This is a genomic window from Streptomyces sp. NPDC002463, assembly GCF_042889835.1.
Lineage (GTDB): Bacteria > Actinomycetota > Actinomycetes > Streptomycetales > Streptomycetaceae > Streptomyces > Streptomyces nymphaeiformis.
Window position 1 is genome coordinate 93025 of record NZ_JBIARL010000003.1, and the last position, 24482, is coordinate 117506.

Consider the following 24482-nt stretch of genomic DNA (forward strand, 5'->3'; position numbering starts at 1 on the left):
GCCTCCCACGACCCCCTCGGCACGGCGGCGACCACCTCGTGCCGAGGTATGCAGTGACCCACCGATACGCCCCCGACAGAGATAAGGAGAGCACCCATGTGCCAGATCCTCGCGCTCCAGGCCCTGGAAACCGAGCAGGAGGCCGACGCCTTCGCCCCCTGCTTCAGCGTCGCCTGGAGCATCAGCGACATCTTCCCCGAGCCGATGTAGCGAGCCGGCACCGGCGAGGGCCGGGACCGGTGGTGCTGCCACCGGTCCCGGCCCTCTGCGTTCGCCTGCCCGGCGGCCCCGGGTCACTGGAGTCCGAGGCGCCGTGCGGTCTCCTCGGTGTGCCGCAGGCGTGCGGGGGCCTCGTCGCCGAGTGCCGCGACCACTCCGGCGACGACGGTCTCGACCACGGCGAGGGTGGGTACGAGGCTGTCGTACGGTGAGGGCGTCGTGACCAGGCTGGGAAGGACGACCTCGGCGTGCGCGGAGACCGGGGAGAGCCATCGGTCGGTGAACAGGATGACCTTCGCGCCTTGTTCGAGGGCGAGTTGGGCCATGGTGACCTTGTCCTCCTCGTAGCGGCGGTAGTCGAAGACGACCAGGACGTCGCGGCGTGTGAGCGTGCCGAGCGCCGCGGTCCGCTCGACGTCGCCCGCGGGCAGGAGCCGGATGTCGCCGCGCAACTGCATGAGGTGCAGTCCGAGGTACTGGGCGAGGAGATGGGTGAAGCGGCCACCGGTCAGGGTGATGCGCCGTCTGCCGTCGGCCAGGAGTGAGACGGCGTGTTCCAGGTCGTGCGGCGGGAGTTCGGTGAGGGTCTGCCCGACGGCGGAGCTGAACAGCCTGCTGCCCTGTTCGAGAAGGGATGCTTCGCCGGCCGGTGCCTCGTCGGCGCGGGTGCGGTCGGCGGATTCGTACAGGGACAGGGGTGAGGCGTTGCGTTCGTCGAGTTCCTCGCGCAGCGCGGTCTGGAAGTCGGGGAAGCCCCGGTAGCCGAGCCGGTTGACGAAGCGGATGACGGTGGGGGCGCTGACGCCCGCCCGTTCGGCGAGGACGGCGACGGTCTCGAAGCCGGCGGAGGGGTAGTTGGCCAGAAGGACGCGGGCCACCTTGCGCTCGGCCGGGCTGAGGTCGCCCAGCTTGTGCCGGATCACGTCGGCGAGTGCGCCGGAGGCCATCGCGGGTTCCTTTCTCGGTCGTCGGCGGGCGTGCGCCCGCGTGCCGAGCCTAATGCCGATCAACCGAGCGGCGATCGCGGCCGCCGCGCCCGGGGCGACGGCGGGTGCTCCCGCACCGGGCAACGGCGCGGTAAGCCGGTGCGGGAGCGTCGGGGGCAGCGTCAGTCGCTGCGGCTGTCGCCGAGGTCGGCGATGAGGGAGGCGAGCAGGGCGACCCTGGCCGGGACCGTACTGACGTCGAGCCACTCCTCGGGGGTGTGGTCGGCGCCGCCGACCGGTCCCAGACCGTCCAGCGTCGGGACTCCTGTCCCGGCGATGGTGTTGGCGTCCCCCACGCCGCCCGTCGCCGTGGCGCCGAAGGTCAGGCCCAGGCGTGCGCCGATGTCCTGGGCCCTGCTGAGCATCCGGCGGGAGGCGGCTGTGTCTTCCATCGGGGGGCAGGACGCGAGTTCCTCGACGGTGACGCGGGTGCCGGGGACGACGGGCCGCGAGGCGGCCTCTTCGAGGGCGACGGTGGCCGCCCGCATGCCGCTGTCCGTGGCCGAGCGGATCTCGACGAGGAGTTCCGCCTCGGGGCAGACGATGTTGAAGCGGCTGCCCGCGCGCACGACGCCCACGTTGAGGGTGACGCCCTCCCACCTGCCGTTCAGCGCTTGGACGGCGATGACGAGGTGGGCGGCGGCCAGAGCCGCGTTCGCTCCGCGTTCGGGTTCGATGCCCGCGTGTGCGGCGCGGCCGGTGACGGTGAGCCTGAAGTCGGCCACACCCTTGCGCGCGATGACCAGGTCGCCGTTCTCCCGGGCGCATTCGAGGGCGAGGGCGTAGTGCGCCCCTTCGGCCGCCCGCCGGGTGACCGGCCGGCTGGCGGGTGAGCCGATCTCCTCGTCGGGCGTGGCGAGGAAGACGAGTTCCGCGTAGTCCTCGATGCCTGCCGAGGCGAGGATCTCGAGGGCTGCGAGGCCTGCGACCAGGCCTCCCTTGTCGTCGCTGACGCCGGGTCCGTGGGCGAGGGGCCCGCTGAGGGAGAAGGGGCGTTCGGCGGCGGCCCCGTCGTCGAAGACGGTGTCCATGTGCGCGGCGAGCAGGAGTCTGCGGCCTCCGTCGGCGACGGCGAGGCGACCTTGTCTGCGGCCGATGAGCACGTCTCCGGTGCGGTGTCCCTGGGCCGGTGGCAGCGGGACGCGTTCCACGGAGAAGTCCAGACGCTCCAGGTGGGCCCGGACCAGGTCGGCGACCCGGTTGACGCCGTCGGCGCTGTACGAGCCGGAGTCGATCGCGACGAGTTCGGCCAGGTCTTCGAGGTACCGGGCCTGGTGTGCGTGGGACAGGGACAGCAGCGCTTCGTCGAGGGGCTGCTGCCGGGGCGGGGCGCTCACAGGACCTTCGACAGGAAGGCGCGGGTGCGTTCCTGCTCCGGTTCGGCCAGGACCCGCCGGGGGTCACCGGATTCGACGACGACGCCTTCGTCCATGAAGACGGCCAGGTCACCGACTTCGCGGGCGAAACCGATCTCGTGCGTGACGACGACCATGGTCATGCCGTCGTCCGCGAGCCGGCGCATGACGTCGAGGACGTCGCCGACGAGTTCGGGGTCGAGCGCCGACGTCGGTTCGTCGAACAGCATCAGTTTCGGTTTCATGGCGAGGGCGCGGGCGATGGCGACGCGCTGCTGCTGGCCGCCCGAGAGCTCGGCCGGGTAGTGGCCCTCCCGGTCGGCGAGCCCCACCTGCTCAAGCAGCGCCCTCGCCTCGTCGCGGGCCCGGTCCCTGGCGGTGCCGACGACCTTGACGGGGGCCTCCATGACGTTCTCGAGGGCGGTCATGTGCGGGAAGAGGTTGAACCGCTGGAACACCATGCCGATGTCGCGCCGCCGGGCGGCGACCTCGCGCTCGCGCAACTCGTGGAGGCGGGTGCCCTGTGGCCGGTAGCCGACCGGTTCGCCGTCGACGGAGAGCCGTCCTCCGTCGATCTTCTCCAGATGGTTGATGCACCGCAGGAACGTGGACTTGCCGGAGCCGGAGGGTCCAAGGAGACAGCACACCTGGCCGCGTCCGACCGTCAGGTCGATGCCCTTGAGGACCTGGAGCTTCCCGAAGTGTTTGCGCACGCCCTCGGCGTGCACCATGGGCGTGTTCAACGGCCCTCCTCCTTGTGTGTGCGGCCGCGCAGGGCGGTGAGGGGTCCGGCGCACAGGCGTCGCAGGGGGGAGGGCTCGGCGCCGCGGGCCGTGCCGCGCCCGTAGCGGCGTTCGAGCCACGCCTGCGGGACGCCCAGGGCGCTGACCAGAGCCAGGTACCAGAGCGACGCCACCACGAGCATCGGGATGACCTGGTAGTTCTGCCCGTACACGTCCTGGATGTTGGACATCAGGTCGTGTGCCGCGATCACCGACACGAGGGCGGTCATCTTGAGCATGTTGATCGTCTCGTTGCCCAGCGGCGGGATGATCACCCGCATCGCCTGGGGCAGCACGATCCGCCGCATGGTGAGTGCCGGGCGCATGCCGAGCGAGTGGGCCGCCTCGGTCTGCCCCGGGTCGACGGACCGGATTCCCGCGCGGACGATCTCGGAGGTGTACGCGGCCTCGTTCAGGCCGAGCGCGAGCAGGGCCGCGACGGACGGGGTGAGCAGGGTGTTGGTGTCGGCCTGGAGGAAGGTGACGCCGGTGAACGGGACGCCGATCATCACGTGCTGGTAGAGGGCACCGGCGTAGCCCCAGAAGATGATCTGTACGAGCAGCGGGGTGCCGCGGAAGACCCAGACGAACAGCGACGAGAGACCGTACAGGACCGGGTTGTCCGAGAGCCGCATGACGGCTACGAGGGTGCCGAGGGCGAGACCGAGGGTCATCGCGGCGGCGGTCAGCCACAGGGTGGTGGCCAGGCCGTCGAAGATGAGCCCGGCGAACAGGTAGTGGCCGACGACGTCCCAGTGGAGGTTGCCGTTCTTCGCGAGCGAGCCGATGAGGCCGGCCAGCGCGGCGACGGCGCCCACCGCGGAGAGCCGGCGACCCCAGTGGTGGACGGGGACGATCTCGAACGCGTCGGGTGCGGGGGTCGCGCCGGTGTGCGGTGTGCCGACGTGGGTGGTGGTGGTCATCTCTAGTCCACCGCCGCGTTCTTGGTGGCTTCCTTCACGGCGATGGAGGCGACGCCGTACTTGTCGCAGATCTTGGTGAGGGTGCCGTCGTCGATCAGTGCCTGGAGCGCCTTCCTGATCGCTTCGGTCAGTTGCGGGAGCTGTCTGCGGACCGCGATGCCGTTGGGCGAGGCACGGTAGCCGGCCGGCGCCTCGGGGTCCTCGGCCAGGTCGAAGGCCTTGCCGCCGTCGGCGGTCTTGGCCGACCAGCCGGCGGCGGGTTTGGTGACGACCTCCGCGATCACCTTGCCGGAGCGCAGGGCGAGTTGGGCGTCGGAGTCCTTGGGGAAGGTCTGGATGTCGGCCGGCTTCCGGCCGGCGGCCCGGCATGCGGCCTGGTGGGCCGTGAGCAGCTCGTACTGGTTGGTCGCCGCCTGGACGCCGACCTTCCGGCCGCAGAGGTCGTCCAGCGTGCTGATCTTCGCCGGGTTGCCCTCGGCCACCAGGATGCCCGAGCCGGAGCGCGAGTAGTCGACGAAGTCGACGACCTTCTGCCGCTCCTTGTTGTCGGTCAGTGCGGACATCGCGGCATCGAACCTGCCGGCCTGGAGGGCGGGCACGATGCCGTCGAACTTCGTCGGGGTGAAGGCGAACCTGACGCCGAGCTTCGCGCCCAGGGCCTGGCCGAGGTCGTAGTCCAGGCCGGTCAGGTCGCTCTTCCCCTCGGTGACGAACATCGCGAACGGGGGGTAGGGGACGTCCGTGGCCACGCGCACGGTACCCGCCTTCTTGATCTGCTCGGGCAGGGCCTCGTGAAGGGCCGCGTCCCGCGTGACCGTGACCCCGGCGACCTCGCCCCCGGCCGCGGGCCCACCACCGCCGGCACCGCTCGCGCCGCAGCCGGAGACCACCGCCAGAGCCGTGCAGGCCAGCACGGCTGTCGCCCCGCGGCGGGGCGCAGAGATGTACATCAACGTCGTTCCCTCTCGGACGTCCGAAGCGAGCGGAATCAGCTCCGCCGACGTTTCAGAAGTTACACATCAATGTTTCGAATGGCTAGATGTAACGTCTATTACGTACCGGCAGGTGCCATGTCACGCTCCGGGCCGTCGGTGTCCAGGCCCTCGCAGGCGGCGTCCATCGAGGTGTAGAGGAGTTCTTCGATCTCGGCGGCCGCGGCGGCCAGGCGTCGCCCCTCGGGGGTGAGGCCGAGCTGGAGGTGGCGGCGGTCCTCGGCGTCGGTGCGACGCTCGACCGGTCCGGCCACGACGACGCGTTCGACCAGCCGGCTGGGGTTGGTGCCGCTCTCGCCGATCAGCACGTCGTGCGAGGGGTCAGGATCGGGGTCGGGACCCGGCCGAGCACGTCGACGTGGTCGGCGATGAGAGCGGCCTGCACGCGGGCGCCGAAGGAGGCGGCCGGGGTGTTGGCGAGAGGCAGAGGACGCGAGAGCACTTGCCCAAGTCACGCCGCTTCCATGGTTCCTGACGCCTGGAATCACTCCTGGTACTACCGCGGTCGACGGACCGGCCGAGCTTGGCGTGGCCCTGGAGCGCTGCCCGGAAGTCGGCCACGACGCATTCGCCTGGTTCACCGGCCCTGCCGGGAACGCCCTCCCCGTGATGCGGGAGAACCGACCCTCAGCGGGATCATCCGGGTGAAACGCAGGGAGGGTTCGGCACCGAGTTCCCTGTGCAGCAGGACGCGGAACGTGTCGTAGCGCCGGACGGCCTCGGTCACGTTCCCCCCGGCGAGGTGTGCGGAGACCACCGCCCTGTGGGCGCTCTCCCTCAGCGGCTCCATCCCCACGCTCGCCAGCGCGACCTCCAGGGCGAGCGCCGGGCGGCCCTGACGGGCCAGGCGTTCCGAGAGGGCGTCCAGGGCGAGGAGGCGCAGCTGGCGGAGCCATTCGCGTTCGAGGACGATCCATTCGTCGTCCCAGTCGGGGAGCAGATCCGCACCGACCAGCAGGTCCAGCAACCCGCGCGGGTCCGGGAGCGGGTCCCGGGAGTGCAGGACCTTCAGCGCGGTGTCGGCCAGCGCGTGGGCGTCCACGTCGACGGCGTCTGCGAGGTCCATCGTCTCCCGGGTGCAGCGCAGGAGCGGTCGGTCACCGCGCGGCAGCTTCCACAGCGTCGTCCGCAGGCTTCCCCGGGCCCGCTCCTCCGGTACGTCGGGCCAGAGGGCGCCGGCGAGGACGGAACGGCTGGCGCGCCCGTGCACGCCGACGAAGGCCAGCAGGCGTTGCGCGTTTCCGCACAGTTCGACCGGCGCGGCGTCGTACTCGAGACGGAACCGTCCGAGCAGCCGCAAGCGGGCACCCGCGGACGGGAGGGAGGCGGAAGGGGACGGAGACGACATCATCTGCGGCTCCCGCTGGAATACGTGCGCCTGGCGGTTTCGAAGGCCACAGTCGCTCTCAATAGTACGTCTCGCAACCACATTTGGCGCGCCGGGGACGTCTCCACGGGTGGCGCGAGCGGGGCTCCCGGGTGCACGCTGAAAGAGGGGATGCTGACGGCCGCACGCCCGCACGCAGGAGGCGAGAGCAATGGCCGAGAACATCATGAAAAGTCAACAGAACGACCTCAGTTCACTCATGGAGCGGGCGTCGAAACGCGACTCCACCGTCCCCTTCGACGGCTACAGCCGCGACGACGGGAACATCCCGGGAAACATCCTGATCGTCGAATCCGGCGACTGCGTCTATTCCTTCGCCAAGTCCGACATCATGGACCGGGAGACCCTCGGCGAGGACCGGATCAGGGTGTACGTGCGGCAGGGCGCCACGGCATTCCGCCTGGGCCGGATGCGCGCCGGTGAACCGCAGGACGCCTTCATGGTCGCCATGGAGAGCATCGCACCGCCGACGAGCCCCGGAATGCCGGGAGAGCCGAAGCCGGCGGGCGGACCGGGCGGGCTCGCGAACGCCGAGGCGATGGAGCACCTGGCCCCTCCGTCGGCAGTGGACATGCCGGGCGCGCCGCGCTACGTGGAAGCGGGCACGGGACAGGCGCAGGCACAGGCACAGACACAGGTGGCCCAGCCCCGCGTGCTCGCCCCGCCCCTCTCCACCGTCGGAAGCTACTGGACGAACAGCTGCATCGCCGGCGACACCTTCGCGAACAACTGCGCCCACTTCCTCTCTGACGCCTTCATCCGCGCCGGGTACACGGAACTCTCCGCCCCGAACTCGTACATCAACGCCCGGTGCTACACCTATGCCCGCCGGCCCATCAGAGCGCGGGAGATGTGGGCCTGGTTCGCGTCGAAGGCGGTTCGCACGAGCTCCACGCCGACTCCGTACACAGGATGGTGGGCTGTCTTCCAGCTCGACGAGAGCGTGTACTGGGGCGGCCACGTGGCGCTCTTCGACTCCAACTCGTGGACGTATTACGGCACGGGCTGGTACGGCGCGTGGCGCCAGTACATGTACCAGTGGTGAAGGAACCGCACCCGACGCACCGGGTGCGCCTCCCCGGCTTCGTGAAGGACGACGACGTCGGCCTCGGCGATGTCGTCGAGCACGCGACGCAGTCACTCGGCATCAGGCCGTGCACCGGCTGCGCGGAACGCGCCCGCAGGATGAACCGGTGGCTCGTGTTCTCGCGGTGGCACGGCGACAAGGAGTCCCCATGAGCGTCGAAGGCATCAGAGCCGAACCGGCCGGCACCGCCCCCGAGGGGGACGCGACGGTGGGAGGGTGCCCGACCTGCCAGGCGCACCACTCCCCCGCGGCGTCGCCACGGCCGTTCGTCTACGCGCTCGGCCAGATCGAACTCCGCTTCCCGAACCAGGGCGTGGAGAAGGAGCTGGCCCAGAGCATCAGCCGCGCCGACACGGCGGGGCTCACGGACCGCCAGGCACTGAGCACGGTCCTGAACCTGTCGGAGAACCGCTACCTCGCGCGGCAGGTGTGCTACGTGTTCACCGTCCAGGGGGTGGACGCCTACATCCTCGCACCCCGCGACCCCGCGGACTACGCCCTGCTGGCCGAGGCCGTACGCCCCGACCAGCAGGCGACCGCCCTCGACTGCATCATCGGAGTGCGCGGTGCCGTCGACCCTCCGGAGCCCTGCGGCGGCCTGTCGCTGCCCGTGGTGACGGTGGACCAGGTCTACTCCTTCGCCGTCTCCGATCTCCTCGGCGCCATCGAGAAGCCCGAGAGCATGGCGGGTGAGGCCTTCGACCGGGCGGCGGAAGACCTTCTCAGGACGGTGATCCGGGTGTCGGGCAACGCCGGCGCCACGGACAAGGACCGTGCCCTGACCTATCTGCTGGTCCGCTACTCCGGCATCTACCAGACCACCTTCCAACGGTCGATGGACGGCTTCTCGCTGTCCGCGATCGACGTCCGCCCGTCCGCTGTCGACGGTTCGCGACGGGTCATGGACGTCGTGCTCTCGTACACCAGCCGGAGCAACGACGTCACGGAGAAGCAGTTCGTGTCCGTCGATGTGACGGACGAGTTCCCGTTCCGCAGACACGGCATCTCCGATTACTGCGACCACCATTGACCTTGCCCCGGAAGGAGAAGTGCCATGAGCGTTCCGGGATTCGCCGATACCGCGCCCGACTGTGTCGGCGCACAACCCAATTTCTGGCAGCAGCTGGCCTGTCCCAACGAATGCAAACATTCCTGCACGGAGGAGTGCAGGCTCCCCGGCAGCCCGCGGTGCAAGCGATGCAGGCAGGAGTGCCTGGACGAGTGCTACTTCGTACCGTGCTGCGACAGATTCCGGCGCTGCGACGAGGGCGTCGTCGAAATCAGGACGGAATGCTACCCGGAGTATCAGCCGAAACGCGACAGGTCCCCCGAGAAGTCCCCTTGGACACCGACCGATGATTTCTGCACGCAGTGACCGGGCAGTGCTTCAGATGGTGAAGGTGTCGAGGTAAGAGATTCGGCGGGACACACCGCGCGGGCTCTCGACCTCGTCGACCTCCATGACCAGCAACCGCTGGCGTCCCGGCCCGGGCGGGGTCGACGCCAGCGGTACCGTGCCCGTCCAGCGCCCCAGGGCACCCGTCGCCTCCACGAGGGGCAGGGTGACGCCCGTCGGGAAGGTCGTCCCGGGCGTCCCCACGGTCCGCCACTGGGCCGGGTCGTCGACCGACGTGTTGCCGAGCAGTTGCTTGCCGACGACCATCGTGGTCGTGAAGTTCCCCTGCGTCGTCGGGGGCAGCGGGCCGGTCACCGTCACCGAGGCCTCCGTGCCGACGGCCGACACCGTGACCGACGCACGTCGGAGGACGGGGATCTGGACGAACCCGGCGTCCACCCCGGGGGACAGCCGCAGGTCCTCCGGCGTGCGCAGCGCGTCCCGCTGGAGGCGCGCGACGCGGAGCCGCACGAACGGCTGATAGACGCGCTGGGCCTGGAACCGGACGTCCGCGTACCAGAGTTGCCGCTGTTCGTCGTACCCGACCGGATACCCGATGGCGTGTCCGGGGGACACCTCCACGTCCACGCCGTCGAGCAGATCGGAAGGGCGCGGGAAGCCGATCGTCGGTGCTTCGCCCGCCTGACGGACGGGGTCGCGCCCCCACGTGGTGGCCCACTGCTGGGACGCCGCGTCCGGCTGGGTGTTCTGCCCGAGGACCCGTACGGCCAGCAGTTCGCCCTCGCCGGACACGTACCAGGGGCGCTGCAGGTAGACCCGTACGACACCGCCCTGCCGGACACTCACCCGCGTGCCGCCGGTCGACTCGTCCTTCCACTGGAAGGCGGGCACCACGGAGTGGACCGCCGGTGCGGGAGGCCGGACGGTCGCCGGGACGTGCAGCGTGACCGGGGAACCGGCGCGGGTGACCGGCGGCACCACGAACGAGACCTCGACCTCGGCCCCGTCGGCGATCGCGCCGCCCGCCGTGCGGGCGACGCGGCCGGTCTCGTGGTTCACGGTGAAGTCCCGGTCGGGGGTGTAGGTGCGGCCGGGCTCGGCGGGTGTCCCCTCGGCCGTCAGGGGGGCGGCGGCGTCTCGGACGACCACCGTGCCCGGGACGAAGGAGGTCGCCACCTGGGCCTCGTCGAGCGCGGTGAGCCGGACCGTGCGACGGTCGGTGAAGTAGGGGATGAAGGACGAGGTGCCGACGGGGGTGAACCGCATGGCGCGGTGCCGGGTGTCGTGCACGTCGTGGCGCGAGCGGAACGGGCTGACGGCGGTGGGTGCGGTGCTGCCGGGCCCGTCGGCCGCCGAGCGGATTCCGTCCTCGCCCTGGTGGAGTACGGCCCGGCCGGTGGAGTAGGTGGGCGTGCTCTGCGCCGGGTCGTCGGCGATCTCGTTCCACATCGCCTCGACGTGCACCGAGAGGGTCGACGGACCGTGGACGGTCAGGGCGGGGTCGTCCAGGACGTACGCGGTCTCTTTCGGCCTGCGCTCGACGGCCGGCCGGCCGAACGCCGGGGGATCCACGGGGCAGCGCACCGCGTGGACCAGTCGGAGCGTCGTCGTCGGCGTGAGCTGGGCGACATGTCCGGCGACGGCCCGGGCACGGGCGTCGTCGCGCTCCTCGGCCGACCGGCCCTCCGTCTCGGTGAACCAGTGCCACAGGCCGAGCAGCTCCTCGTCCCCGCGCGTCAGCATGCTGCTCAGCAGCGCGGTGACGTCGGCGGCGGGCGGCAGCGTCACCCGGATCAGCCGCCCCGCGGGGTTGAACACCGGTGGCGGGGTGGCGCCGGAACCGCCCGGGACCACGACGAGCCGCACCGGCAGCTGCTCGTGCCAGCCGTTCCCGTGCGGCCACGCGGCCAGGAGCTCCGAGGTCTGCGGCAGTCCGAGCAGCGTCACCCCTCGGGACAGGGGGTCGGGCAGCCACGGCAGGCTCATGGCATCGACGTCGACGTACGGGGCACCCCCGGCGCCGGGGTCCCGCGGACCCGTCACCGCGCCGCCGTCCAGCCGGCTGAGCAACGCGTGGACGGCGGGGTCCAGACGGTGCTGCCCGACCACGTCGAGCACACCGTGCCGCTCCAGCGTCTGCACGGCGGCCTTCGGCGCCAGCAGATGCCGTTCACACGTGGACGGTCCGAGGCCGGGCGCGGCCGGGTCCGCGTTGTCCGTCCGTACGACGAGCACGGTGAGCGACTCTCCGGGCGTCACGGGACGCCGGGGTACGAGCACGGGGGCGGGCACGGGTTCGTACCGTGTGTAGAGCAGCGGCGCGGTCGCCGGCTCGCCGGCCGTCGGCCGGTCCGTGAAGGGCAGGCTGCGGCCCGCGAGGTCGACGAGACGCGCCCGGAAGCGGTACGAGCGGCCGTACCGCAGCGACGGCAGCGTGCCGTCGGCCGGCCGTACGGTCGAGGAGAACGGCAGGCCGGCGTCGGTCGCGGGAGCCGGATCGCCGAGCTGTTCGGAGACGTCCAGCATCTTGCCCGGGGGTTCCGCGACGAGGCTCCAGCCGTTCCAGCGGAACAGCGACTGGTGCAGGCGGGAGACGCGGTGGTCCTGGGCGTCCCTGCCCCGGGTGAGGGCGTCGGCCACCGAGCCCTCGTCGTCGATGGGCACCGGCTCGGCGACGCCCCGCACGGTGTAGTGGCCGGCGCGCCGGCAGAGCGGATACCACTGGCCCGACTTCTCGTCGAACACGTCCACCCGGTATCCCTGCAGCACCCTGCCCGCGTGCAGGGTGATGTCCTTGCCCGGTTCGAGGGCCGTCTGAAGGTCGTCGTTCAGGTCCTTGGACTCCTTCAGGACCGTGCGGAAGGCGACCTGGCGGTCCTTCTCGGTGACGAAGACGCCGTCGGAGTGCAGCGCGGGCGCGAGCAGCACCGGTGGCGGCTCGCTCCGCGGGAGACCGGCGAGCATGGTGGCGTACGACCGGAGCGCGAGGGCTCCCGCATCGACGTCGACCGTGTGCGCCGCGTACCGGTCGGCATCGTCGAGCGGGACGTGCAGGGCGGCCTCCGTACCGTCCCGGCCTGCGAGGAACAGCCGGCCCCCGCGCACGACGCACCGGGTGAACGGGCGGTCGTTGCGCAGCAGCGCGAGCGACTCCGGGTCGGCCTGGACGGCCACCGCGCCGTCCAGTTCCTCCGGCAGCGGGACCTTCACCCGCCGGGTCAGACCGATGAGGGACATCAGGCCTGGATGTTCGGCGAGCGCCGCGAGGATGCCGTGGAAGTCACGGTCCGGGGGCCCCGCACCGGGCAGGGCTCCCGGGCCGCCCGGTGCGGGCGGAGCCTCGAACGGCACGTGGAAGTCGGCGACGCGCAGCCAGCCGAGGGGGTCCTCGCGGGCTTCGTCGGCCAGCACGCCGTACCGCATCAGCGTGGCGAAGGGGTCGGCGTCCGCGGAGCGTGCGGCCGGGCCGCCGTCCTGTGCGCCGACGGTGCGTACGAGCTCGTCGACGGCCTGCCAGTCCTCGCTCCGTACCGGCCGCGAGCCGGGATCCACGGGCACCGGGACGGCGGGACCGTCCACGGCGGTGAACAGGCGCCCGTACTCCTCGCGCAGCGAACCGGACACCGCCTGGACGGGGTAGGACTGGACGGGATCGGTGGTCACGGCCTCGTCGAAGCGGTACGGCGTGACCGGGGTGGACGGGGTGAACAGCGCGCGCCAGAGCTCGGGCCGGGGAATCGGCTCGACGACGGCCGGGCGCGACGTCGTCTCGCCGGTCTCCTCCACGCGGAACGTGACGTCCAGGGTGTAGGCGAGATCGGGCCAGTCGCGGACCCGGGGGAAGGCGTCGAGGGTGAGGGCCGCGGTGCCCGCCCGGCCGGCCGTGATGTCGGGGAGCTGGAAGCCGAACACCAGCGACAGACGGGCGGATCCGTCGTCGGTGCGCGGTGCCTCCGGGTCCGGGAGCAGCGTCCACACCACCGTCGCTTTGGGGGTCATGCGTCCACCATCGCCGCGAAGGCGGCGCACCTTTCCTGCCAGGGTCGCGGGTTCGGGAACGCCTTGGCGAAGTCCGGGTCGTCACCGCCGCTGAAGGAGCGCTCCAGCGACATCGCCACCGACTTGGAGAAGAAGGCGACCCGGACCCGGACGGTCACCGTGGCCGTCCCGCGGAGGGTCTTGGGAGGCTCGTACGTCAGCCCGAGATAGAACTCGACGGAGATGTTGACGATGCCGAGGACGTCGAGCTCGCCCACGGCCCGGAAGAAGCCCGTGACGGCGGACTTCTTGTCCTTCAGCATGATGTAGACGCCCGCCGTCACACACACCGAGCCGCTGGCCACACCGACGTCGAGGGCGGCCGCGGCGCCGAACTCCACCTGGCCCTCGAGCGCGACGACCTCACCGGTCGCGACGGTGAGCTTCAGGAATCCGCCGCCTCCGAAGAGGGACACCGTGAGCAGGAACGGGTGCTCCCGCGAGGACACCGCGAAGGAGGCGCGCACCGGGTCGCCGTTGAACGGCAGCACGACCTCGGTGGACAGGGTGAGGTTCTGGAGCATGAAGACGCCGACGCCCAGGCCGGGTATCGCCAGGCTGTAGCCGACCGCGACCCCGGTGGGGTCGACGGCGATGCGTGGCCCGTTCGCCGGCGACGGCAGGTACTCGCGGAGCCGGTCGAGGAAGCGCAGGCTGCCGGCGAACGTCACCTGCCCGACCTTGACGTCGAGGCTGGGCGTGGTTCCCGGCTTGCTGGTGAAGACGAGGCTCTTGACGTGGATCTTCAGCACCTCGGCGAACGTCAGGTCGAAGGCGTTGAGTTCGCCGTGCACTTCGGAGCGGGGTGCGGTTCCGTCGAAGCGCAGCACCGTGGTGCTGCGGATGTCGAGGGTCGTGTCGGCGGTCGTCGTGAGCGAGCCGGCGGTCGTGGTCTTCACGTCGGGATGCCAGGTGAGCGTGGTCCGGACCTCCTCCGGGGGCCTGCCCGGAGGGTGCTTGACCTCGGTCACCATACGGGGCACCTTCTCGCCGTCCCCCGCGCTCACGTCCGGCACGGACTTGACGAGCGCGGTCAGGTCGACGACCCCGAGGAGCCGGGTCGGGAACCCTCCTCCCGCGGGCGGGTGGGTGAAGAAGCTCTCCGGGTCGAACGTCCCCGACTTGAACTTCTCCAGGTCCCCGCCGACCAGGCCCACCGCGCTCGACAGACCGTTGACCGGAAGGTCGAGCTTCGCGAGACCGCCGGAGCTCGTCACGGGCGGTGCGAAGCCCACGGAGGTGTCCAGGCGGGCGTAGACCTGGTGGGTGGCGGCCAGGCCCTCCTTCACGTACTTCTCGTCGAGCCGCAGCAGACGGGCGGCCGTGCCGGCGCCGTCGGCGTCCGCGGTCCCCGCGGGGGCTGCCGCCGAGCGTGACGCGAGGGCGTCGAGCGCGGGCAGCCGCGCCTCGACGGCGAGGAGTCGGGGCAGGGCGCCGAGGCGACCGGCCGCCTCCAGGTCCGGCTGGGAGGCGCTCGACGTCTCCGCGCCGATGCGCAGCGCCGCCACCTCCACGGTGGTCGACTCCTTGTCCGCGCCGGTCGCGGGAGCCAGCTCGAGGCGTCCGGAGGCGGGCAGCACGATGTCCTTGGCCTGCGGGTTGAACGCCTCCACGGCCTGGCCGAGATTCCCGTGGGCGCGGTCGCCCTCGATGAAGACGAGCGGGGCGGTGAACGCGACCGTGTGACGGCGTCTGTCCTCGGCGGTCAGCGCGAACCGCAGCCGCCCGTCGGTCGCGCCCGGCCCGCGTACCCAGAACCCGACGTTCGGCGTCAGCTTGTCGGTCTTGTCGCTGACGTCGACGACGAGTGGACCGTCCAGTCGGACCCGCTCGAAGGGGAACGCCCGTCCCTCGTTCGGCAGTGCGGCGACACCGTCGTAGGTGACCTCGGGCAGCATCACGGTCATCAGGCTCGTCTGCACCAGGCCGAGGTCGAGCCGTCGTTCCGTCTGCGTCGCGATGTGCACCGGAAAGCCGAAGGGCCACAGGTAGCCCCGCTGCACGACGTTGACCGTGGTGTCACGGCCGATGACCGACTGGTGCCGGTACAGGATCACGCCCACGCCGGGAACGCCGATCCAGTTGCCCGTGAGGTCGACGCTCGCGCCGAGCGCGCTGATGGTCGTGTCCTTGGCCAGGACGGGGCGCCGGTCCATGGCGGCGGCGATCTGGCGTCGCGCCGTCGCCGACAGGGAACTGGGGAACTCCTCGGCGGACGAGGTCTCTCCAGCCGACCTGACCGGCACGGGCAGCCGCAACGGAGGCGCGTGCGGACCCGGGTTCGGCGGGAGGGCCAGTCGGGTGTGCCAGATGCCCGTCGCCCCCGTCGGGCCGGCCACCGGCTCCGTACTGTGCAGCCAGACGACCTCGTTCGCCGCCACGGGTGCGAGGGGCAGCCCCCACACGCACTCCAGCCGCGCCGAGGCCGTCGACAGTCCGGCCCAGCCCAGCAGCCCGGCGGCGGTGAACGGGATGGACGACCCGGCAGGCACGCGCAGCTCGACCTGACTGATGCCGGACAGCCACGCCTTCTTCACGCCGGTGGAGGCGCCCGCGAGGGTGGTGGCCTCTTCGAGCATCGCCTGCGGAGGGATGCTGATGAGGAGCGCACCCGGCTGTGTGGGGCTCGCCGTCGTCAGCTGCTGCCCCGCCCCGGTCCCGAGCCGTGTGATGCCCGAGAAGCGGAATTCGAGCACGAGCATGTCCTCGCGTCGCAGCAGGGTCACCACCCGCTGGGTCATGTCGGGGTCCGAGAGGGCGTCGAGGTCGAGTTCCTCGACCGTCTCGAACCCGGAGGCGGCCAGACCGACGGCCTCCCGGCCCCTGTCCGGCTGATCAGCGTATTCCTGGCCGGTCATCTCGCTGCTTCCCTCGGGCACACCGCGGCAGCACGCCGCGGAACGTTTCGCACGTTACGAGCGGGGCGTCATCCGGGCGTCAACGCCGAGAGGCCACCCGGTGGCAGGGCGGCCGTCGCGCCGTCGGCCGCCCGTCGTCCTACCATGGAGGGTGGTGGTGAAGAGCGACATCCCGGTGTCGGGAATTCCCTGCAGGACGGCAGATGAACCCCTCTTCCTCCCTCCCACCTCACCCCGTCCACCTGCGGCTGCTCGGTCAGTTCCGGCTGGAGTCCGACCGCGGGCCCGTCGAGGTCTGCGGCAACGCGCAACGGCTGCTGGCCTTCGTCGGTCTCCGGCGACGGGCCGGACGTTCCGTGGTCGCGGAAAGCCTCTGGCCGGACGCGACCGAGGCGCACGCACGCGCGAGCCTGCGTACGGCTCTGTGGAAACTGACGCGGGACGACCACGCGCTGATCCGGTGCGCCCCGGGCACGATCGCCATCGCCGACGAGGTGAGCGTGGACGCACAAGCACTCTCGGATTCCGCGCGGGACGTCCTGTACGGGACGGGGCCCCTCGATGACGACCGGTCGCTCCTCGCACTGGTGAACCGCGGGGATCTCCTTCCCGACTGGGACGACGACTGGGTCGTCCTCGAACGGGAGTGGCTGCGCCGACTGCGCCTGCACGCCCTCGACACGCTCTCTGAGCGGCTGGCGCGGCAGGGCCTGCCCGCCCTCGCCCTGGAGGCGGCACTCGCGAACACCCGCATCGAACCGCTCCGCGAGAGCGCCCACCGGGCGGTGGTCTCCGCTCATCTCGCCGAGGGCAATCTGAACGAGGCCCTGCGGCACTATCACGCCTTCCAGCACCTGCTGCGCACCGAGCTCGGTGTCGAACCGTCCGTGCGGTTCACGCGGATGATCCCCCAGGCACAGCGATGACGGCGGGGTGACGGAACGCGCCGACCCTGGAAGACGGGCGGGACTCGACTCGGAAGGAGACCGGTGGTGAACACGCTTCCGTACACCCGGAGCAAGAACCGGATCGTCGAACTGATGGAGCAGCCCGCGGAGCAGCGTGACGCCGACTGGATGCAGGACGCGGCTCAGCAGGCGATCCTGTTGGAACTCGCCACGCTCCCCCCGTATCTGTGCGGCATGTGGTCGATCGACACGTCGACCGGGGACGGTTCCGTCTTCGACACCCTGCGCGAGATCGTCTTCGACGAGATGTCGCACTTCGGTCTGGCGTGCAACCTGCTCACCACGCTCGGCGGGACTCCCGTGCTCGACGACGCGTCGGTGGTGCCGACGTACCCGGGGCATCTGCCGGGAGGCGTGCGGCCCGAGCTCAAGGTCTTCCTCAGCGGGCTGACGACGGACGCGGCGGAGATGTACTCCCTCATCGAGCAGCCGGACCAGCCGCTCGCGAAGGACGCGGCGCCGCACGTGTCGATCGGGGCCTTCTACACCGCGCTGCTGGAAGCGTTCCGTGCGCACCCGGAGCGCATCACCGGCAAGCGGCAGATGACCCTGGACTTCGGTCACGGCGCGGGGAACCCCGTCGTGCCCCTCGACACGATCGCCGCCGTCGAGACGGCCATCGGTGTGATCAAGGAACAGGGCGAGGGCACGTCCGCTTCGCCCGAGAACCCGTATCCCGGGGAGGAGGGCGAACTCGCCCACTACTTCGCCTTCCGGGAGATCTTCCACAAGCGCAGGCTCAGGAAGAACCCCGACACCGGGAAGTTCGAGTTCGAGGGAGCGGAGATCCCGATGCCGGACGCCCTGCCGATGGGCATCGTTCCCGCCGGAGGCTGGCCCCGGACGGGGCCTTCCGCACCGGACACCGAGACGACACGGCTCCTCGACGAGTTCAACCAGGCGTACAGCAAACTGCTGCGTCTGCTACAGGATGCGTGGCGGCAGGACGACAAGAACGAGGCGCTGGGGCGGCTGTTCGAGGCGATCGGGCAAATGTCCGCCCTGCAGGACCCCGCGCAACAGCTGATGGCGCGCCCGCTTCCCAGCGGCGGAAAGAACTACGGGCCGGAGTTCCTCCTCGTGACTCCCTGACGGTTTCGCGCCTCCCGCACGCGCCCCTGCCGCGCGAGTGAAAAGGGCACCGGATCGGCGTCCCCGGGTGGTTCGCAACCGCGCCCCGCGCGGTGGCCGGGGTTAGCGTCGGACGCGTTCCGATCCCCCATCCGCCCGGCAGGGGGCCCCTTGATGCGTCCGCGGGCGGAGAACGGCGACGATCCGATGAACGTCCCCCTCCCCTCCCGGGCCCGCTGATGGCAGCCGCCCCCCTGCCGCAGCTGGCGACCGATGTCCGCGACGGGCTGATCCTCCTGCTCCCGGACCTCCCGGGGCTTCCCGACACCGCACGCCCGAAGCGCCTGGCGCAGGCGCTCGGACTGCCCTCCGACGCGCTCACCCCGGAGGCTCTGCTCACGCGGCTCGCACTGCCGAGCGCGGCGGCGCCGGGGGACCTGTGGCCGGTCCTCGTCGACCTGCTGCGGACGGCGGTACGAGGCGCGACGCGGGCGACGCCGAACTGGTCGCTGGTGATCGAGAACGTCCTGAGCGCCGGACCGACCAAGGTGGAGCCGCTCGGCACCACACTTCCTCCGGTGCTGAACCTCACGTTCAGACTGAGCGACGCCCTCGGTCTGGTGCCGGGGCTCGCCGTGCGGGACGGCATCGGCCTCGTGCTCTCCCTGTCCACCGCCGTACCCGAGAACTCCACCCTCGCCTTCCGGGCCGACGGCCTGGAGCTCGCGCTCGCGGACCACGAGCTGCTGAAGCTCCTCGCCCCCGACGGCCTCTCCCTCAAGGGGAGTCTGGGCGTCCGCCTCGACAGCAAGGGGCTGCGGCTCGAGGGCGGCAGCAACGGCAAGGGCATCGCCCTGCCCCTGGACCGGGCCCCCGCCGGGCTGCGCGCGCCCTCGCTGTACGTGGCCTCGCGCGACGGCGGGCTCCAGCTCACCACCTCCTTCCGCGCCTCGCTGCTCGGTGTCGCGGACGCGGCAGTGGACGGGGTGGGGCTCGACATCCGTCCGACGGCCGGCGGGTACACGCCGTCGGTGGTGCCGCCGAAGGGTCTCGGACTCACCCTGGCCCTCGGCCCGGCGAAGGGCGGCGGCTTCCTCGGCGAGCAGGACGGGCAGTACCGCGGCGCGCTCTCGCTGAGCCTGGGCTTCGTCGAGGTCAAGGCGTTCGGAATCCTGCAGCCCCGCCCGCCGTCGGTGCTCGTGGCGCTGAGCGCCGAGTTCACCCCGGCGATCGAGCTGGGCCTCGCGTTCACGCTCAACGCCGTCGGCGGTCTGGTCGGCGTCGGCCGCGCGCTCGACCGGGCGGGCCTGGCCGCGGCCGTGCAGTCCGGCCACCTGGACGACCTGCTCTTCCCCGCGGACGCCGCCGCGGCGGCGCCGCGCATCCTGACCACGATGGGGACGGTCTTCCCCGCACGGGCCGGGAGCACGGTCGTCGGGCCGATGTTCCGGGTCGGCTGGGGCCGTCCGGTCTCGTTCGTCACGGCCGATGTCGGCGTGGTGCTCGAACTGCCCAGCGGGGTGGTGGGCCTCCTCGGCCGGCTGCGGATCGCGCTGCCCGCCCCGCAGGCGCCGGTGATCGACCTGCGGGCCTCGGTCGCGGGCGTCATCGACGCCGCGAACGGCCTGGTCGAGATCAACGCGAACCTCGCCGGATCCCGGCTGCTCACCGCCTCCGTGGAGGGGGGTCTCGCGCTGCGGGCCAAGTCGGGGCAGGACGCGACGTTCATCCTCAGCGCCGGCGGCTTCCACCCCCGCTACACCCCTCCCGCGGGCTTCCCGACTCCGAAGCGCCTGACGATCCCGATCGCGGACAGCCCGTTCCTGAAGGTCGTGTTCTCCGGCTACTTCGCCCTCACCCCCGGCACCGTCCAGGCGGGCGCGGAGTTGTCCGCCGTCATCGGGACGAGCGGCACCGGCGTGTCCGGGCGGCTCTCCTTCGACGCGCTGGTGCGCTGGGAGCCGAGTTTCGGCGTGATGCTCGACCTCAGCGGCTCGTTCGCGCTGCGCGTCGCCGGGGAGACCCTGTGCTCCGTCGGACTGCGCGTCCACGTGGACGGTCCGACGCCGTGCTGGCACATCGCCGGACGCGCCAGCGTGTCCTTCTTCTTCTTCGACGTCAGCTTCCCCTTCGACGAGCACTGGAACTGCACCGGCCGGGCGGTCGCCCCGACGCCTCCGGACGTCTGCCGGGCGCTGGAACAGGCCCTGGACGATCCCCGCAGCTGGGAGCCGGTCCTGCCGGACGGCGTGCGCACGATGGTCTCGCTGCGCGCCGACGGCGTGGCCGCCGGCCGCCTGCTGCATCCGCTGGGGCGGGTGCGGTTCAGCCAGCGCACGGTGCCGCTGGGGATCGAGGTGGTCCGTTTCGGTCCCGGCCGGCTGCCCGAGCCGAAGGCGTTCGACGTGGCCGTCACGTTCCCCACCGGGGCCGGGACCTCGCAGCCGGTCACGGAGGACTTCGCGCGGGCCGACTTCTTCGACCTCACGGACGATCAGAAGCTGACCCAGCCGGCGTTCGAGCGGTTCCGCTCCGGGTCCGAGCTGACCCCGCCGCCCACCGCGGGCAGCGCCACCCGGACGACGGTGCCGGTCGAGTACGAGACCAAGTGGCTGGGCGGCACGGCCCCCGCCCCTCCCTGGCTGATCAGCGACGCAGCCCTCGAGGCCGCCCTCGCCCACGGTGCCGTCGGCCGCAGCCTCGTCCACGAGCTGAGCGCCCGTTACACCGTGCCGCCGCGACAGCCGGTGCTGAAGGAGCGCACGTACGCGATCGCGAGCCGCGACACGCTCAAGGCGCAGACCGGCTCGTTGAGCACCTTCACCGAAGCCGCCGCCAGGCTGGGGGACACCGCGGGCGGGTCCCGGCTTCTCCAGGTCGTGCCCGCGTACGAGGTGAGGCCATGACCGTGTACACCTTCGCGTCCTGGGACCGGGCGGGCGCCGCCGCCTGTCTCACCGACGCCGACGACCTGTCCCGTACCACCCCCGTACGGGGGTCGCTCGCGGCCACCGCGTCCGTGAACGGCCGTCCCGGCCGACCGGTCCCGGTGCCCGCGCTCCAGCTGTACGGCCCCGGGGACGTCCGGGCGATCGACCCCAAGGAGATCGTGCGGGTCTTCCCGCTGCCCGGCACACCGGACGCGGAGCCGACCCGGTTCCCGCTGGTGGAGTTCGAACGCACCGAGCTGCCCTGGCTGTTCACCCCGCTGCGAGCCGGCGCGACGGGCGAACTGCGTCCCTGGCTGACCCTCGTCTGCGTACCCGTCTCGGCGGGCCGCCCGCAGCGCGAACCCGGTGTGCCGCTGCCGGTCCTCCGGGTCCCGGGCAGCGAGCTGCCCGATCCGAGCACCCTGCACCTGTGGGCGCACGCCCAGACCCTCCCCGGCCACGAGACCGACCCGCGGCGGTCGGTCTCCCGGCTCCTCGCACCCCGCCGGCTCGAGCCGCACACCGCGTACGCCGCCTGCCTGGTCCCCTCCTTCCTCGCCGGAAAGCTCGCCGGACTCGGCAAGGCCGCCGACGGCGCGAGCCTGGCCCCCGCGTGGGACTCCGGCGCGACCGTCCGGTGCGAACTGCCCGTCTACTTCTCCTGGGTGTTCTCGACCGGCGAGGCCGGCGACTTCGAGACCCTCGCGGCGCGTCTCCAGGCCCACCCGCTCCCCCCGCACGCCGGCCGCCGGCCGCTCGACGTCAGCCGCCCCGGCCTGTTCGCGAACGGCCCCGGGCCGGTCGTCCAGGAGGTGGAGAGCGCCTTGCGTCCTCCGGGCGACCGGCCCCGGGACCCGTGGCCCACCGGCGCGCAGAGCGCGCAGTGGCAGCAGCGGCTCGCGAAGGCGCTGGTCCCGGTCTCCGACGGCACCGGCGATGAGGACCCCGACGTCCTGCCCCCGCTGTACGGAGGCTTCCACGCCCTGCGCAAGAGCGCCGATCCGGCCTCGGCGGGCTGGCTCGACACCCTCAACCTGGACCCGCGGTGGCGGGTCCCGGCGGGCCTGGGCGCCCGGGCGGTGCAGGCCGACCAGGAGGCCCTCATGGCCTCCGCGTGGCGCCAGCTGGTGGACGTACAGGCGGCCAACCGGTTCCTCGACCTGGCCCGGTTCGCCCGGCTGGTCTCCGGCCGGCTGCACCTGCGGCACGTGAAGCCGCTCTCCGCCGACGAGGTGCTGCGCCTCGCGACCCCCCTGCAGAGCCGGATCCCCCTGACGGCGAACACCACCCTGTGGTCGTCGGTCCGGGCGAGCCTCCTGCCGAACGCCATGGCCACCACGGTGTTCCACCGCACGGTGCGCCCCATGGGCGTCCTCAGCCGTCGGGTGGGCCTGATCGCCGGGCGGGCGGCGGACGCGCCGGAGCCGCCGCCGTTCGCGACGGTGCTGACCTCGGTCGCCTCCTCCCCCACCGGACTCGCCGTGGCCCGCCGCGACCCGGACGGCACGGTGGCCTTCTCCGTCGCGCCCGAGCGGGTCGTCGGCGCGGAGCGGCTCGACGCCGTACGGAAGGTGTTCGCGCCCGAGGACGGGGCGGCCGACGCCTGGCAGAAGGTGGCGGCCGACGCGATCGCACGCTCCCAGCAGCGCGCCGTCACCACCGCGGAGCTGGCCGCCAAGGCGCCGCTCGCCGCTTCCGGACTCAACCGTTCCTTCCGGCTCGGCGCACTGCCCGAGGTGGAGGCGCCCGAGGACTTCCTGGCCAGGACGAGGGTGGACCCGCACGGCGATCTGGTCTTCCCCACCGAACGGACCGGACCGGCCGGACTCGACCTGTTCACCGGCGCGGTGGGCACCGGGACGGCACCGGGAGAGTTCACCGGCGCCTGGACCGGGCCGTGGGACACCGTGAACGGCGGCAAGGGCGAGCCGGCCGGCGGCTGGCGGGGCACCTGCTCGGGCACCTTGCGGATGGGCCCCGAGCGGTCGGGCACCTGGCAGGGCGCCTTCCACGGCAGCTGGAGCAACAACAGCGGCACCGGCGGCGCCGACCCCACCTGGCTCGCCCTCTACACCGGCACCTGGGAGTCCGGCGGGGAGCTCGGGGTCTGGCGCGGGGTGTGCACCGGCACCTGGGACCCCTGGAACTCCTCCTCCGACGGCGTCTTCACCGGGACCTGGAGCTCCGAGTCCCACCACGGCACCTTCCGGGGCACGTGTCCGGGCGACTGGGACTGGGACGCCGCCAACGGCTACACCGGCGAGTGGAGCGCGGACTGCTACGGCGAGCTCCGTCTCCTGGGCGAGGGCCCCGGCGCGCCGCAGGACCCCTGGGACCCGGAGGCCCTCAAGGGGCTCGTCGACCGCTGGCAGTCCACCGGCACGCTGCCCCTGGACGTCTTCACCGGCGGCGGTCTGCTCGCCGGGCAGCAGGACCGGCTGCCCGCGCCCGCCGTGCTCGGCGCCAGTCCGGAGAACCTCAAGGACATGGTCGTCTCGGCGCACGACCGGGTCCTCGGCCCGTCGGACGCCCCGCCGATCCCGCACCGGGACCCCTTCCCGACCGGCACCTCGCAGAACGGCATCGTGGCCCTGACGGACCCGTCGGTGACGGTGCCCGCGGTCGTGGCCTCCCGGGTGGAGCGGCCCGAGGGCACCGACCCGGAGGCACCGGTGCAGTGGGCGCCGGTCTTCCAGGACGCCATGTGGCCTCCGCTGTCCAGGCAGTCCGACGAGTGGCTCTTCGGCGGCCTCGAACACGTCCCCGCCGACTCGGCGGTCCTCGCGCTCACCAACGCACCCTTCGTGGCCTCCTACATGGTCGGCCTCAACCACGAGTTCGCCCGCGAGCTGCGCTGGCGCGAGTACCCCACCGACCAGCGCGGCACGTACTTCGCCTCGTTCTGGGGGTACGGGAAGGACCTGCCGGAGCTGCACACATGGCAGCGCGACCTCCCGCTGGGAGCGCATCTGACCGCCCCGCCCGACCGGGTGGTCCTGCTGCTGCGCAGCGCCCTGCTGCGCCGCTACCCCGGCGCGATCATCTACGCGGCTCCGCTGCACGGCACGGAACCCGACGAGGCACACGCCCGGCATCCCCTGTTCCGCGGCGGTCTGGACCCCGACACCACCATGGTGGGCTTCGACGTCACCGAAGCCGAACTCAAGGCCTCGCCCTGGTGCTTCGTGATCGCCGAGCAGCCGACCGAACCCCGGTTCGGGCTCGACGACCCCGACCCCGACGCGCTCACCACCCCGCCGCCCGCCGGCGCCTGGGGCGGCCCGTACAACCCGCCGAACACTCCCAGCGAGGCGGACGACTGGAACGAACTGAAATGGAGTCACCTCTTCGACTCCAAGGACGCCTACCTCGCCGCGACGTACGCGCCGGGAACCCTGCGGCCCAACGTCTCGTACGGCGGCCTGGTCTGGGGCAGGAGCGCGGCCGGAACGGCCCGCCAGTGCTTCCAGCAGCCCGTCAGGGTCATCCTGCCCGCCGAACGGCTCCTGGCCCCCTGAGGAGAGAACAC

17 protein-coding genes are annotated in these 24482 nt (G+C 72.0%); 7 read left to right on the forward strand and 10 right to left on the reverse strand.

The window, feature by feature from the left end; genetic code table 11:
- Window positions 1-293: 293 nt before the first annotated feature.
- From ACFYX3_RS08415 to ACFYX3_RS08450, 8 genes are all read right to left on the reverse strand, one after another.
- On the reverse strand, window positions 294-1166 hold the full coding sequence (locus ACFYX3_RS08415; protein ID WP_376586710.1) for a MurR/RpiR family transcriptional regulator: 873 nt from the start codon (window positions 1164-1166) through the stop codon (window positions 294-296).
- 161 nt (window positions 1167-1327) lie between these two features.
- Window positions 1328-2542: a M20 family metallopeptidase gene (locus ACFYX3_RS08420; RefSeq protein WP_389009690.1), complete on the reverse strand. Its 1215-nt coding sequence runs from the start codon at window positions 2540-2542 to the stop codon at window positions 1328-1330.
- Window positions 2539-3291 carry an amino acid ABC transporter ATP-binding protein gene (locus ACFYX3_RS08425; protein WP_389010533.1) on the reverse strand — a complete coding sequence of 251 codons (753 nt, stop codon included), beginning with the start codon at window positions 3289-3291 and terminating at the stop codon, window positions 2539-2541. Before ACFYX3_RS08425 ends, ACFYX3_RS08420 begins: the two co-directional genes overlap by 4 nt.
- Window positions 3292-3299: 8 nt before the next feature.
- Window positions 3300-4265, reverse strand: a complete 966-nt coding sequence (locus tag ACFYX3_RS08430) for an amino acid ABC transporter permease (protein WP_389009693.1) — start codon at window positions 4263-4265, stop codon at window positions 3300-3302.
- A 2-nt stretch (window positions 4266-4267) separates the two neighbouring features.
- The gene (locus ACFYX3_RS08435; RefSeq protein WP_389009696.1) at window positions 4268-5215 is read right to left on the reverse strand and encodes an ABC transporter substrate-binding protein; all 948 of its coding nucleotides are present in this window, start codon (window positions 5213-5215) and stop codon (window positions 4268-4270) included.
- A gap of 101 nt (window positions 5216-5316) precedes the next feature.
- The gene (locus tag ACFYX3_RS08440) at window positions 5317-5565 is read right to left on the reverse strand and encodes a hypothetical protein (protein WP_389009699.1); all 249 of its coding nucleotides are present in this window, start codon (window positions 5563-5565) and stop codon (window positions 5317-5319) included.
- Window positions 5559-5699, reverse strand: coding sequence for a hypothetical protein (locus tag ACFYX3_RS08445; protein WP_389009702.1), 141 nt, complete (start codon window positions 5697-5699; stop codon window positions 5559-5561). The genes ACFYX3_RS08440 and ACFYX3_RS08445 overlap by 7 nt, the downstream gene beginning before the upstream one ends.
- 135 nt (window positions 5700-5834) lie before the next feature.
- Window positions 5835-6557, reverse strand: a complete 723-nt coding sequence (locus tag ACFYX3_RS08450) for a BTAD domain-containing putative transcriptional regulator (RefSeq protein ID WP_389009705.1) — start codon at window positions 6555-6557, stop codon at window positions 5835-5837.
- A gap of 238 nt (window positions 6558-6795) precedes the next feature.
- Between ACFYX3_RS08450 and ACFYX3_RS08455 the strand changes: the two genes are divergently transcribed.
- Genes ACFYX3_RS08455 through ACFYX3_RS08465 form a run of 3 tightly spaced genes read left to right on the forward strand, consistent with a single transcriptional unit; the run spans window position 6796 to window position 8761 of the window.
- Window positions 6796-7689, forward strand: a complete 894-nt coding sequence (locus tag ACFYX3_RS08455) for a hypothetical protein (protein WP_389009708.1) — start codon at window positions 6796-6798, stop codon at window positions 7687-7689.
- Window positions 7686-7883, forward strand: a complete 198-nt coding sequence (locus ACFYX3_RS08460; RefSeq protein ID WP_389009711.1) for a hypothetical protein — start codon at window positions 7686-7688, stop codon at window positions 7881-7883. The genes ACFYX3_RS08455 and ACFYX3_RS08460 overlap by 4 nt, the downstream gene beginning before the upstream one ends.
- Complete coding sequence (locus tag ACFYX3_RS08465; RefSeq protein WP_389009714.1) at window positions 7880-8761, forward strand: hypothetical protein; 882 nt, start codon at window positions 7880-7882, stop codon at window positions 8759-8761. The genes ACFYX3_RS08460 and ACFYX3_RS08465 overlap by 4 nt, the downstream gene beginning before the upstream one ends.
- 357 nt (window positions 8762-9118) lie before the next feature.
- On the opposite strand, the gene ACFYX3_RS08470 is transcribed toward ACFYX3_RS08465, so the two are convergent.
- Together ACFYX3_RS08470 and ACFYX3_RS08475 are read right to left on the reverse strand one after the other, a co-directional pair.
- On the reverse strand, window positions 9119-13087 hold the full coding sequence (locus ACFYX3_RS08470) for a hypothetical protein (protein WP_389009717.1): 3969 nt from the start codon (window positions 13085-13087) through the stop codon (window positions 9119-9121).
- On the reverse strand, window positions 13084-15984 hold the full coding sequence (locus ACFYX3_RS08475; protein ID WP_389009720.1) for a hypothetical protein: 2901 nt from the start codon (window positions 15982-15984) through the stop codon (window positions 13084-13086). The genes ACFYX3_RS08470 and ACFYX3_RS08475 overlap by 4 nt, the downstream gene beginning before the upstream one ends.
- Before the next feature lie 203 nt (window positions 15985-16187).
- Between ACFYX3_RS08475 and ACFYX3_RS08480 the strand changes: the two genes are divergently transcribed.
- From ACFYX3_RS08480 to ACFYX3_RS08495, 4 genes are all read left to right on the forward strand, one after another.
- Complete coding sequence (locus ACFYX3_RS08480) at window positions 16188-16910, forward strand: BTAD domain-containing putative transcriptional regulator (RefSeq protein WP_389009723.1); 723 nt, start codon at window positions 16188-16190, stop codon at window positions 16908-16910.
- Window positions 16911-16976: 66 nt separating this feature from the next.
- Complete coding sequence (locus tag ACFYX3_RS08485; protein WP_376586693.1) at window positions 16977-18044, forward strand: ferritin-like protein; 1068 nt, start codon at window positions 16977-16979, stop codon at window positions 18042-18044.
- Window positions 18045-18262: 218 nt separating this feature from the next.
- Window positions 18263-20929, forward strand: coding sequence for a DUF6603 domain-containing protein (locus ACFYX3_RS08490; protein WP_389009727.1), 2667 nt, complete (start codon window positions 18263-18265; stop codon window positions 20927-20929).
- Window positions 20926-24471, forward strand: a complete 3546-nt coding sequence (locus ACFYX3_RS08495) for a hypothetical protein (RefSeq protein WP_389009731.1) — start codon at window positions 20926-20928, stop codon at window positions 24469-24471. Before ACFYX3_RS08490 ends, ACFYX3_RS08495 begins: the two co-directional genes overlap by 4 nt.
- Window positions 24472-24482: the final 11 nt, after the last annotated feature.